10 protein-coding genes are annotated in these 13,218 nt (G+C 69.7%); all 10 read left to right on the top strand.

The genetic code is table 11. The features are described 5' to 3' along the window. Nucleotides 1-96 precede the first annotated feature (96 nt). Entirely contained in the window at nt 97-2,751 is a 2,655-nt protein-coding gene (locus OG456_RS04635; RefSeq protein ID WP_266557456.1) for an acetate--CoA ligase family protein, read from the top strand. After that, nucleotides 2,751-3,899 (top strand): MaoC family dehydratase N-terminal domain-containing protein, encoded by a 1,149-nt coding sequence (locus tag OG456_RS04640; protein ID WP_266557458.1) that lies wholly within the window; start codon nt 2,751-2,753, stop codon nt 3,897-3,899. The genes OG456_RS04635 and OG456_RS04640 overlap by 1 nt, the downstream gene beginning before the upstream one ends. 44 nt (nt 3,900-3,943) lie before the next feature. After that, nucleotides 3,944-5,548 carry an NAD(P)/FAD-dependent oxidoreductase gene (locus OG456_RS04645; RefSeq protein WP_266557460.1) on the top strand — a complete coding sequence of 535 codons (1,605 nt, stop codon included), beginning with the start codon at nt 3,944-3,946 and terminating at the stop codon, nt 5,546-5,548. A 68-nt stretch (nt 5,549-5,616) separates the two neighbouring features. Then, nucleotides 5,617-7,143, top strand: a complete 1,527-nt coding sequence (locus OG456_RS04650) for a CocE/NonD family hydrolase (protein ID WP_266557462.1) — start codon at nt 5,617-5,619, stop codon at nt 7,141-7,143. Between the two features lie 49 nt (nt 7,144-7,192). Further along, complete coding sequence (locus OG456_RS04655; RefSeq protein WP_266557464.1) at nt 7,193-7,981, top strand: enoyl-CoA hydratase/isomerase family protein; 789 nt, start codon at nt 7,193-7,195, stop codon at nt 7,979-7,981. A 236-nt stretch (nt 7,982-8,217) separates the two neighbouring features. Beyond that, nucleotides 8,218-8,775, top strand: a complete 558-nt coding sequence (locus OG456_RS04660) for a nuclear transport factor 2 family protein (RefSeq protein WP_266557466.1) — start codon at nt 8,218-8,220, stop codon at nt 8,773-8,775. A gap of 58 nt (nt 8,776-8,833) precedes the next feature. Continuing rightward, a complete protein-coding gene (locus tag OG456_RS04665) occupies nt 8,834-10,414 on the top strand; it encodes an FAD-dependent oxidoreductase (protein ID WP_266557468.1) in 1,581 nt (526 codons plus the stop codon). A gap of 15 nt (nt 10,415-10,429) precedes the next feature. Continuing rightward, nucleotides 10,430-10,735: a muconolactone Delta-isomerase family protein gene (locus tag OG456_RS04670; protein ID WP_266557470.1), complete on the top strand. Its 306-nt coding sequence runs from the start codon at nt 10,430-10,432 to the stop codon at nt 10,733-10,735. Then, complete coding sequence (locus OG456_RS04675) at nt 10,735-11,868, top strand: 12-oxophytodienoate reductase (protein WP_266557472.1); 1,134 nt, start codon at nt 10,735-10,737, stop codon at nt 11,866-11,868. Before OG456_RS04670 ends, OG456_RS04675 begins: the two co-directional genes overlap by 1 nt. Nucleotides 11,869-11,915: 47 nt before the next feature. Next, the gene (locus OG456_RS04680; RefSeq protein ID WP_266557474.1) at nt 11,916-13,175 is read left to right on the top strand and encodes a Xaa-Pro peptidase family protein; all 1,260 of its coding nucleotides are present in this window, start codon (nt 11,916-11,918) and stop codon (nt 13,173-13,175) included. Nucleotides 13,176-13,218 lie beyond the last annotated feature (43 nt).

Below are 13,218 nucleotides of genomic sequence, written 5' to 3' on the forward strand. Positions count from 1 at the left end.
TCCATTGACACCGCGCTCAGCCGCCCACTAGGAATGCCTCATCGCGAAAGCCTCTATCGCATGGCGATAGTTTTCCATGGCGGAACTGGAGACACCATGACGGCTACGCCGCCGCTGGCAGTCCCTCCCATCGCATCGACGCCGATCGGTGACGTCGGGCAGATCGGGATCCTCGTCAACGACTTCGACGCCGCGCTCGACCTCTACGGCCGTATGTTCGGGATCGAGGAGTGGACCTGCTACCACTACACACCTGAGTTCTTGCGCTGGTCCCGCTACGGCGACGCCGAGGGCAGGTTCGAGATGCTGCTCGCCATGGGCGGCTCCAGCCCGCAGGTCGAGCTCATCCAGCCGATCACCGGCCCGAGCATCTACCAGGACTTCCTCGATGAGGGCCACGTCGGCCTGCACCACCTCGGCGTCTTCGTGGACGACCTGGACGGAGCGATCGCCCGCATGGCCGAGTCGGGGTACCTCGTGACCCAGACGGCCCGGGGCTACGGCCTGAACGGAGATGGCGGGTTCGCCTACTTCGACACCGAGAAGGACCTCGGTGCCGTGATCGAGGCGATCGAGGTTCCCGACGTGCGCCGCCCCGGCGAGGTCCGCCGGACCGCCGGGGCCACGGAGCCCGACCCGGCCGGCCCGCGGACGCCCCGGATCGACAACCCCCTTCGGGCCGAGAGTGTGGCCGTCGTCGGCCCCTCCCGCGACCCATGGAAGACGTCGGGCCGCACGCTCGACTACCTGTCCCGGCTCCGGTTCGACGGGCGGTACTACGCGGTCAGCCCCCTCCACGACGAGGTGCTCGGGGTATCCACGTACCCATCGCTTTCCGCCCTGCCCGAGGTCCCGGACGTCGCGGTGCTCGTCGGCCCCGCAGACCGCGTGATCGAGGACCTGCGCGAGGCCGTGGTCATGGGCGTCCCCTTCGCCGTCGCCTTCGCCAGCGGGTTCGGCGAGACCGGCCGGCACGACCGCGACGAGAAGACTCGTGCGGTGCTCGCCGGGGGCAGCACACGCCTGATCGGCCCCAACTGCATCGGCTTCATGCACGTCGGTCGGTCCCTGACCGCGACGTTCTCGTCAGTCCTGCAGCGCGCCCCTCTTCCGGTCGGGCACGTGGCGCTGTTCAGCCAGAGCGGCGGGCTGGGCAACGCGCTCATGCAGTCCCTGGTCGCGCGCGGCGTCAGCGGGCTGAGCGCCTGGAGCAGCTCCGGCAACGAGATCTCGCTGGGCTTCACCGACTGGGTCGGCTGGCTCACCGCCGAGGAGGACACGCATGTCGTGGCCTCCATCGTCGAGAGCTTCCGTCCGGGCGACGACCTCGAGGCCGCGGCTGCGGCAGCCGGCGAGCGCGGGGTCCCCGTGGCCGTGCTCAAGCTCGGGCGCTCCGCCCGCGGCGCGCTCGGCGCGCGGTCGCACACGGGGAAGCTCGCGGGCAGCGGCCGGGTCGCCCAGAGCGTCCTGCGCCACCGCTTCGGGTCGGTATGCACCTCGCCCGAGCAGCTCCTCGATCTGACGGAGACGTTCGATGTCTTCGCCGGCAGGCTCGCCGGAGACGACCACGAGCTCACAGTCGTCACCACCTCCGGCGCACAGGCCGTCCTCTGGAACGACCTCGCGGAGGACCGCGACCTCACCTTCCGCGACCTCGGTACCGAGGCAGCCGCCAGGATCGCCGCGGCCGTGGGCAGCGACCACGTGGGCAACCCCGTCGACGTCGGCGTGCAGCTGACCACCGCCGACTACGTACGCATCGTCGACAGCGTGGTCACGACCTCGACGGGCGGGTGGGTCATCGTCACCGCGACGCGCCTGGCGCACGACTTCGACGAACTCGCCGCCGGCATCGCGGCGATGGACGCCCCGGAGGGTGTACGGGTCGTCGTCGTCCCGCTGTCCGAGGACGACCGCGTCACGACCGAGCAGGCTCAGGTGTTGCGCGCCGCAGGAGCGATCGCGCTGCCGACCGCCACCCGCGCCCTCGACGCGATCGCGTCCGCTGCCTCGTGGTCGAAGGTCCGGCGCACGCGCGCCGCGCGCGGTCGCCTCGTCGGCACGTCCCTGCGCTCAGCGTCCGCTGCCGGCACAACCGAGCACCTCACGTTCCGGGAGATCGCCGAGGAGCTCGCCGCGGCCGGCATCCCCGTACCCGCCAGCCGTGCCGCACGCGACGTCGAGTCCGTCGTCTGCGCAGCCGAGGAGATCGGCTTCCCCGTCGCGATCAAGATCGACGACCCCGACATCCTCCACAAGGCCGACGCAGGGGGCGTTTTCATCAGCGTCGACAGCACCGAGGCCGCGCGCCATGCAGCAGTCCGTCTGACCGCCATCCAGTCCGAGAACGCCACGATCTCCGTACAGACCATGGCCCCCGGCAAGACCGAGGTGCTCGTGGGCCTGCGCCGCGACCCCGAGTTCGGCCCCGTGCTGGTCCTGGGCGCCGGCGGCAGCATGACGGAGGCCATCGACGACATCGGCATCCTGCCGCTGCCCACCTCGCGCCCCGAGGTACGCGACGCGATCACCGCAGTGCACGTCGTCGCAGCCGGGCTGCGCAAAGCCCCAGGCGCACACACCCTCGACGCCCTGACCGACGCGGTGATGGACCTCATCGCGTGGGCGGAGCAGCGCGGGGACGTCCACGAGTTCGAGTTCAACCCGATCCTGGCAGACCCCGAGACGGCAACCGTCACGGTCGTCGACGCCGTCGTGTCTGTCCACCTCACTCCGGAAGGAACGAACTGATGACCACCACCGCCCCCACCGGCAAGGCCGTCCCCAGCAAGCAGATCAGCGACGAGGACGTCGCCTACATGAAGAGCTTCATCGGCCAATCGGCCGTGGTCGTCCAGTGGAACGAGGAGGCGAGCGCCGACACGATCCGCCACTACGCGTGGGGCATCGGTGACGAGAACCCCCTGTGGCTCGACGAGACGTACGCGAGGAACACGCGCTTCGCCACCCGCGTCGCCCCGCCGACCTTCCTGTACTCAGTCTGCGACGCCGAGCTCGCGATGGGCATGTCCGAGGGTCTGCAGGCGCTCCACCTCGGCGCCGACGTCGAGTTCCACCGCCCGATCCGCCTGGGCGAGCGCATCAGGGCCCGCTCCTTCGTCGAGGATGTGCGCGAACGTGAGGGCCGCCGCTCCGGCCGCCTGGTCGAACAGGTCGGCCGCACCGACTACTTCGTTGGCGAGGAGCTCGTCGGCACCGTGCGCAACACGATCGTCTGCGTCGCTCGCAGCACCGAGAGCACACGCATGCACGAGCCCCGCGACCCGCACCTGTACACCGACGAGGAGATGGCCGAGATCCGTGCCGAGATCCTCGCCGAAGAGGTCCGCGGACCGCGTGCCCGCTTCGCCGGCACCGTGCACGTCGGTGACGTGATCCCCAAGGTCGTCAAGGGTCCCCTGGACCTGATCACCATGACCGCCTACTACGCGGGTGCGATCGGCACCGCCGGCTACCGCGGCGTCGAGACGCGCGTGCGCCAGCAGGAGCGTGTGCGCAACGGCCACCCGCTGGCGCCGACCAACCTCGGTCCCGAGCACTTCCTGTCCGAGCCGTTCCCGAGCCTCGGTCACCAGGACGCCGCGATGGCCCGCGCCATCGGAATGCCCGGCGCCTACGACAACGGCAACCAGCGCGTGTCCTGGATGACGCACTGCTTGACCAACTGGATGGGCGACGACGCCGACCTCCTGAAGATCTCCGTGCGCATCAAGCAGCCCGGCGTCTTCGGTGACACCCAGTGGATCGGCGGCGAGGTCACCCGCGTATTCGAGGACGAGACGCACGGCGCCTGCGCCGAACTCACGCTCAAGGCCGTCAACCAACTGGGCGTCGAGACCACGACCGCCGTCGCGACCGTCTCTCTGCCCGAGGCCTGAGCGGCCGGTTCCCGCGAGGACGTGCGCTGAAGAAGGAGTGTCCAGTGAACGGTCAGGTTGAAGAGTATTCGGTCGTCGTGGTCGGCGCGGGGATGGGCGGCATCTACGCCCTGCACCGCTTCGCCGAGCTGGGGCACTCCGTGCACGGCTTCGAGGGGGCGCCCGGTGTGGGCGGCGTCTGGTACCACAACGCCTACCCGGGCGCCCGCGTCGACCTCGAGAGCGACAGCTACTCGTACATGTTCGACGAGGAGCTCTACACCGGCTGGGACTGGAGCGAGCGGTACGCCGCCCAGCCCGAGATCCTGCGCTACCTGAACTACGTCGCCGACCGGCTCGACGTGCGCCGCAACCTCTCGCTCAGCACCCGGGTGACGTCGGCGCAGTGGAATCCTGAGGAGAACAGGTACCTGATCAAGACCGACACCGGCCGCACGGTGCGGGCGCGCTACCTGGTCATGGCGACGGGCAACCTGTCCCGTCCCAAAGACCCCGATTTCAAGGGCCTGGGCGACTTCGAGGGCGAGTGGTACCAGACCTCCCACTGGCCGCAGACGCCCGTCGACTACGCGGGCAAGCGGGTCGCCGTCATCGGCACGGGTTCCTCGGGCGTCCAAGCGGCGACCGAGATCGCCAAGACAGCCGGGCACCTCTACGTCATGCAGCGCACCCCGCACTACGTCGTCCCGGCGCACAACCGTCCGGCCGACCCGGTGAAGAAGGAGCGTCTGTCGCGCAAGGTCCTGGAGTTCCGCGACGAGAGCTACGCGACGCCGGTCGGGTATGTGCTGCCGCCCCCCGTGGGCCGCGGCGTCGACTACTCGCCCGAGCAGCGCCTGCAGATCCTGGAGACCCGGTGGGCGTTCGGCGGGCAGTGCCTGCTCAGCACGTTCACCGACCAGGGAACGAACATCGAGATCAACGACGTGGTCTCGCAGTTCGTGCGCAGCAAGGTCGCCCAGCAGGTCGATGACCCGCAGACCGTGGCAAAGCTGATGCCGACGTCGTACCCCCTCGGCACCCGACGACTGGTCATCGACACCGGCTACTACCCGATCTTCAATCAGGACAACGTCTCTCTCGTCGACGTGCGCGACAACCCGATCGAGCGCATCACGGCGACCGGCATCAAGACCCGCGAGGCCGAGTACGAGGTCGACGTCATCGTGTTCGCCCTCGGGTTCGAGGCGTTCACCGGCGCCCTGGACCAGGCCAACGTCCGCAACGAGCACGGGCAGCAGCCCAGCGACCGGTGGGCGTACAAGCCGCAGACCTACCTGGGGCTCATGTCGAACGCCTTCCCCAACCTGTTCACCCTCACGGGGATCCAGAGCCCCAGCGTGCTGGCGAACTTCTTCACGCTGAACAACTACCACGTCGACCTCGTCGACAAGATCATCGGCTACGCCGAGGAGGCTAGGGCCGAGCGCGTCGAGCCGACCCTCGACGCCGAGAAGAAGTGGGGCGACCACTGCAACGAGATCGCCGAGCCGATGCTGCGCCGGGCCGTGGACAACTACATGGTGCACGTCAACCGGTACGACGGGTCGCGCTTCTTCCTGCCGTACGCGGGCGGGTTCGACCGCTACGTCGCTGACGTCGACGAGTACCTCGGCGAGAAGTACGAGGGGTTCGAGTTCACCAGCTGACCCGGACCTGCCGGTCGGCCGGCCTGCTGGTCCGCCGACCGCATCAGAGACACCACGAGGAGGTGGTCATGAGTCTCGTCGTCGACAAGCACGTCCCCGTCACCATGCGCGACGGCACGGTCCTCGCGGCCGACGTCTACCGGCCCGAGGGGGCGGAACCCCGCTCCACCGTGCTGATCCGCACCCCCTACAGCAAGGACGATCCCGCACACGCCAACACCTGGATCAACGTGCTGCGCGCCGCCGAGAGCGGGTGGGCCGTCGTCGTCCAGGACGTACGCGGCCGGTTTCGCAGCGGCGGCACCTTCGTCCCCTTCGCACACGAGGCCGACGACGGAACCGACACAATCGCGTGGGTCCGCGAACAGCCGTGGTCCGACGGGCACGTCGGCATGGTCGGCGGCTCGTACGTGGGCATCACCCAGTGGCTGGCCGCCACCCGCGCACCCAAGGGACTCCTGGGCATCGTGCCGGGCAGCACGGCGGACGACGTCACCACGGGCTGGACGCACGAGGAGCAGAACCTGACGTTCGGATTCCTCGCGCACTGGGTGTCCGTGCTCGCGGCCAGCAGTAAGGACCTCTCCCCCGAGGACCGCGCCCGCGCCGCCGCCCTCGTCCAGGGCGTGACGGATGGCAGCTGCCGCACATTCGATGACCTCATCAAGGCCGCGGGCGACCTCGCCCCCTACCTACCGGACTGGCGGGACCGGAGCGGGGAGATCGTGGACCCCGAGGCGGCCGGGCGCGTCCGCCTGCCCGTGCTTGTGATCTCCGGGTGGTTCGACATCTTCGGACCAGGATCCGTCGCCAGTTACACCCGCCGCGATGCCGCCGGCACCCGGCAGCCGCACGACCGGCTGCTCGTCGGTCCCTGGGCGCACGGCGTGATGGGTGGCTGGTTCCCCGGACACACCTACGGTCCGGCGGCGTCGTTCGACGCGCTCGACCCGACCGGGCTCCAGCTCGGTTGGTTCGAGACGCTGCGTGACGGCGGCCCGGCGCCCGCCGACCCCGTCACCGCGTTCGTCATGGGTGCCAATGAGTGGCGGTCCTTCTCGACCTGGCCTCCGCAAGAGGCCCGGCCGGTCGAGGTCCCGCTGCGCGTGGACGGTTCCCCGCACGCTCTCGTGTCGGCCGAGCCCGTCCCGACGATCGGCGGGCGCACGTTCTTCCCCGGGTACAAGGTCGCCGCGAACGCCGGCCCCCGCCCCCAAGGACCCCTGAGCGAGCGCGACGACGTCGTCGCGCTCGTCTCCGACCCGTTGCCCGAGGACACCGACGTCCTCGGGGGCATCACCTGCACGCTCGCCGTGGCGAGCGATGCGCCCACTGCGGTCGTCGTCAAGCTGTCGACGACCAACCAGGACGGCGAGTCGGTGCTGCTGGCCGAGGGCTCCAGTCGCACCACCGCCAGCGCCAGGCAGGGCGAGACGGTCAGCGTGGATCTCGGGCCGACCGCCGTGCGACTCGACCGGGGAACGCGCCTGTCGCTGACCGTCGCCGCGTCGGACTTCCCACGTCTCGAGGACGGGCCCCGCGCGGGCTTCTCCGTGCTTGAGCGGGCCCCGGCGCTGCACCTCGACGTCGTCTGAACCTCCACCCCAGAGCAGGACCCCACCCCACCTTCAAGGAGAAGACACCATGACTGTGACTCGCTTCGCCGACTACAAGGACAAGTACAAGCACCTCAAGCTGGATCGTGACGAGGACGGCATCCTCCTCGTCACGATCCACACCGACGGTGCCGAGGTCTACTGGGGCACGGACGTCCACGACAACCTGTCGTCGGTCTGGGGCGACATCGGCAAGGACCCGGAGAACAAGGCCGTCATCCTCACCGGCGGGGGCGAGACCTTCATCGACCGGGAGGTCCCGATCCCGGACAAGGGCTGGGTCACCCCTGAGATCTGGATCAAGCTCCATGCCGACGCGAAGCGTCTCGTGCTCGACCACCTCGAGATCGAGGTGCCCATGATCGCGGCGATCAACGGCCCCGCACGCGTCCACAGTGAGCAGGCGCTGCTGTGTGACATCTCGATCGCGTCGGAGGACACCGTGTTCGGCGACCACCCGCACTTCTCGGTGGGCGTCGTCCCCGGTGACGGCATGCAGGTCATCTGGCCGGCCGTGATCGGCCTCAACCGCGCCCGTTACATGCTTCTCACCGGCACGGAGATCGACGCGCAGAAGGCCCTCGAGTGGGGTGCCGTCAACGAGGTCGTCCCCAAGGACCAGGTGGTGACGCGCGCATACGAGCTGGCCCGCCAGATCGTCAAGCAGCCCCAACTGACCTTGCGCAGCACGCGCATGCTCATGCTCGCCGAGCTCAAGAAGGTCATGCTCCAAGGCGTCAGCCACGGCATGATGACCGAGGGCCTCGTCGCCATCGGCACGGGCTGGCAGCCCACGAAGGTGGAGGAGTCGGCCTGAGCCGCCCCTGCCAGGACACGACGGCGTGATCGCCGAGCCGCTGCCGGCATGTTCCTGCCGGTCCCCCCGAGGCCGTACGACGTCCTGAGGATGGTCCTCCCGCTGTTCCCGAAGGTGCCGACGGCCTTCCCGATGCAGCCCCGTCCCCGGAGATCGCTCGCCACCTGGCTGCCCGGCCCGGGGCCAATCCTGGCCCCGGGCCGCCCCGAAAGCACTCACGCAAGGAGGCATCGAAGATGGCCGACACACCATCGACGAGCGCCACAGGCCCCCTGACGGGCACCGAGCGGGAGCGACTGCGCACCCTGCTCGCCAAGCAGGAACTCTCGGAGAACATGGCGCGCTACTGCCGCGGCATGGACCGCAAGGAGCTCGATCTCATGAAGTCGACCTACTGGCCCGAGTCGACCGAGAACCACGGCATGTTCGTGGGCACCTCACACGACTTCTGCGACTGGACGATGGAGCTCCAGGAGCAGCTCGGCCACCGGGCCAACCACTACGTGACGAACATGCTGGTCGACCTGGACGGCGATCGCGCGCGGCGGGAGACGGCGTTCATCTACGTGCGGGTGCGCCCGGACGGCGGCCCCTCGGACGTGCTCTGCGGGCGCTACCGGGACCTCTGCGAGCACCGCCAGGGCGTGTGGAAGGTGCTGTCGCGCACCTGCGTGTGGGACTGGGCGCAGCGCCTGGGACCGGAGGCGGACTACACCGAGCTGTTCAAGATCCCGTCCACCTCGGTCTTCGGTGGCCTGTATCCGGACGACCCGATCTACGACGCCGACTGGTGAACCCATCCAACGGCTCAACTCTCAAAATGTGACGGCGATTTCGCGTTAGGACACTTTTATGACCCGCATCGATGTTGCGGTGGTCGGCGCCGGGCCCGTCGGGCTGACCGCGACGATCGACCTGGCCCGCCGGGGCATCAGCGTCATGGTGATCGACAAGCATGCCGAGCCCGCGCTCCACCCGAAGTCCCGCGCCGTGAACGTCCGCACCATGGAGATCTTCCGTTCATGGGGCATCGAGGAGCGGGTGCGCGCCGCCGGGCTCGCAACTCCTCCCGTGCGCTTTCTCGGCAAGGACGTTGTCTCCCCCTGGAGTGACGTCGTCGAGTCCTCGGTCGTCCCCGACGGAGGCGAGAACGACCTCTCCCCACTCCCTCTCGAGGTGTTCTTGTGCTCGCAGGACATCCTGGAGCCGGTCCTGCGCGAGGCCGCGCTGCGGCCTCCCGTCGACGTCCGCCTGTCGACAGAGGTCCTGTCGGTGACCGAGATCGAGGACGGTGTGCGGCTCGAGCTGCGCTCCCGGCTGGACGGCAGCACCGCGACGGTCGAGGCGGCCTACGTGATCGGCGCCGACGGTGCGCAGAGCGGAATCCGGGAGCAGCTCGGCATCGAGCGTGACGGCGAGCCCTCACTGCAGCAGTCCGTGAGTGTGCTGTTCCGCTCCGATCTCATCAGGTCGCGCACGGACAGCGAGTCCGCCTTCATCTACATCGACAACCCGGACACCGTCGGCACCGTGGTGTTCGCACCGGTCGACACCGAAGGACGCGTGGCGATGCTCGGCCGACCTCCGATCCTCGACCGTCTGCCGGTCGACCAGGTCGACTGGCAGGAGCAACTCCGCCTGGCCACCGGGGATCCCGACCTGGACGTCGAAATCATCGACTGTCGCACGTGGGATGTCGGCGCCTGGGTGGCGAGCGACTATCAGAAGGGCCGGGTCTTCCTCGCGGGCGATGCGACGCACGTCTTGCCTCCTTACGGCGGGTTCAACCAGAACGCCGGCATCCAGGACGTCCACAACCTCGCCTGGAAGCTCGCCGCCGTCCTACGGGGCTGGGCCAGCCCAGCGCTGCTCGACACCTACGGCCCGGAGCGGCGCCCGGTCGCGCTGTTCGACCGCGAGGAGGCGGTCCTGAACTTCCGGTCGCATGTGGGGGCCGAGCACGACGGACCACGCACATTCCGCACCGAGAACTTCCACCACCTGGGCCTGGACATCGGCTACCGCTACTACCAGGGGGCGGTCGTCCTGGAGCCGGGCCAGCCCCACGGCCCGTGGCCGGTCAGCACGTACACCCCGAGCGCCGCCCCCGGCGAGCGGGCCCCGCACGTGTGGCTCGACGAGGCCCGGACCACTTCGGCCCTCGACGTGCTCGGCGCAGGGGTGACGGTCTTCGCCGCCACCGGAGCACGCGCCGCGGACGAGGCGATCCGTGCAGCGGCCGACCACGGTGTGCCCGCCACGTCCGTCGCCCTGCCCCCAGGGGCGCTGGCCACCTACGGGATCCATGCCGACGGCGCCGTACTCGTCCGCCCGGACGGCCACGTCCTGGCCCGTGTCACCGACGACACCCCCGCCACAGTCGCAAAGGCGCTGGCCGCGATCACCGGTACGCCGGTGGTCCAGCCCGCCTGAGAGAGGAGAACAGTCATGCTCTTCCTGGTGGACATTCAAGTCCGCAAGCCCGAGACGCTCGACGCCGACGCGTGGGAGGCACTGACGCAGGCCGAGAGCAACTACGGGATGGAGGCCCGGCGCTCCGGCAAGCAGCTGCACGTCTGGCGCAAGGCCGGGGCATACGCCACGCTCGCGGTCTGGGACGTCGAGGACAACGACGAGCTGCACACACTGATCAGCGGCCTGCCGCTCTTCCAGTACCTCGACATCACGGTGACACCGCTGGTCGTCCACCCGTCCACCGTCCGATGGGAGCAGATCCAGGCGGGCGGCGAGTGATGGGCGCGCCCACCCGCGGTCTCTTGGACGCGCTGCACTCGCCGCTGGACGTCAGGTCGCTGCACCTGCGCAACCGGTTCGCGCTCGCCCCGATGACCCGCGAAATGTCGCCTACCGGGATACCCGTGGCCGAGAACGCCGAGCACTACCGGGCCCGTGCTGCGGGCGGAGTGGCGCTGATCATCACCGAGGGCACCTACGTCGGCGGGGAGGCGTCGGGGCACAAAGTGACGGTGCCGCACCTCACCGATCCCGCGGCCGACGGCTGGCGGAAGGTCGTCGATGCCGTGCACGCCGAGGGTTCGGCGATCGTCCCGCAGCTGTGGCACGTGGGGGCGCTGCGTGGCACCGCCTCCCCGCTCAACCCGGGGGTGCCACCGCAGTCGCCGTCCGGCCTCGATCTCGACGGGAGACCGCTCGGCGAGCCCCTGACGACCGCCGAAATCGACGCGGTCGTCGCGAGCTTCGCAGAGGCGGCCGCGCTCGCCCGCCGGATCGGATTCGACGGCGTCGAACTGCACGGTGCGCACGGCTACTTGCTCGACGAGTTCCTCTGGCACCGCACGAACCAGCGCGAGGACCGCTACGGCAACCGCACCGTCCTGCCGACCGAGATCGTGAAGGCCGTGCGGGGCGCCGTGGGCGACGACCTCGCGATCGTCTTCCGCTTCTCGCAGTGGAAGGCCGACCACTACACGGAACGCATCGCCGAGACTCCCCACGACCTCGAGAGCCTCCTCGTGCCGCTGGTCGATGCCGGGGTGGACGTCCTCCACGCCTCCACCCGGCGCCACTGGCTGCCCGAGTTCCCCGAGGACGACCCGACGCTCAGCCTGGCCGGGTGGGCGAAGCGCCTCACCGGGGCGCACGTCATCACCGTCGGGTCCGTCGGGGTCGACACCGAGTTCCGCGGCGCCGGGGCCGCTGCCGAGAAGGTCCCCGTCGTGATCCGCGAGTCGCTCGAGGAACGCCTGGAGCTGCTCGCCGAGCAGTTCGACGCCGGCGAGTTCGACGTGGTCGCCCTCGGCCGTGCCCTGATCGCAGACCCCGCGTGGGTCGAGAAGGTCCGCGACGGCGGGCTCGAGCGGGTCGTCCCGTTCGACCGGACCCGGCACACGCTCAGCGGCGCCTGAGCCCGCCTTCCCGCCCCGCGGTCCCAGTACGCGAAGAAAGGCACCCAATGCCCCCTCGACACCACCAGAAACTGCACTTCGGCCCTGCCCGCTCCGAGCTCCACGTCGGCGTGGACATCGACCGGATGCGCCGCGAGCGCGCAGACCGGATGCGCGCGCTCATGCGCGCGAAGGGTGTGCCCACGCTTCTGCTGGCCGGCGCCGACAACGTCCGCTACCTCACGGGATTCCACTGGGGTGAATTCCAGCTGCAGACCGGATACGCCCTGTTCTTCGCCGAGGGCGACCCGGTCGTGTTCTCCCCCGCGGGCTCCCTGCAGCAGATGCCCGACCAGACGCCGTGGGTGTCCGAGTGGCGTCCGGCCATCTCCTGGCTGGGCGGCGTGGCCCCTGCTTCGGCGATCACGGAACTGTCCGCCGCTTTCGCCGCGCAGATCCGTGACGAGCTCGCCGAGCGGTCCCTCACGGGCGAGCAGCTCGCCGTGAGCGAGATCGACGAGGCGGGGATGCGTGCTCTCCACGCCGCAGGCATCGACACGGTCCCCGGCCTGCCACTGCTGCTCGAGTGCGGGACCGTCAAAACGGCCGACGAGATCGCCTGTATCTCCATGGCCGCCAGCCTGGCGACCGCCGGCTACGAGACGGTCCGTGCGAACCTGCGCCCCGGCGTCCGCCAGGCGCAGCTCGCGACCGCAGCCCGGCGCGCCATCGAGGACGCGGGCGCCGAGGCCGGCGCGGCCCGCCTGCTGTCGGGCCCGCTGTCCTTCCCGCGGGGGATCAGCGGCGGCGACCGCATCGTCGAATACGGCGACCTCGCCTACCTGTTGACCTGCGGGACGTCCTACATGGGCTACACCGCGTGTCTGTACCGCCAGTTCATTGTCGGCCGCGCGCCGACCGCGATGGAGAGCTCGTCGTACACGAAGCTCACCGACCGCCTCGACCACGCGATCTCCCTGATGCGTCCCGGCGCGAGCACCGCGGACGTCGCGGCCGTGCTCGCCCCCGCCGAGGAGCTGGGCTTCGGGTCGGAGACCGAGTGCTTCAGCCTTGAGCTCGGACACGGGGTCGGCCTGGTCAACGCCGGTTCGCGCGCCATCCACTACAACCCGCCGGTGATCACCCGTGAGTGGTCCTTCGACCACCCCGAGGAGATCAAGGAAGGCATGGTCATCGCGATCGAGGGCATCGAAGGGCAGCACCGCGTGGGCGGCGTCCGGCTCGAGAACCTCGTCGTGATCACCGCCAACGGCGCCGAGCTGCTCGACCACTACCAGCGCGACGAGATGATCCAGACCGCCGCCTGACACCGGCGCTTCTTCCATCCCGCACCCCACACCACTTCCACGA

The organism is Streptomyces sp. NBC_01446 (assembly GCF_026340095.1).
Classification (GTDB): Bacteria; Actinomycetota; Actinomycetes; order Streptomycetales; family Streptomycetaceae; genus Streptomyces; species Streptomyces aureus.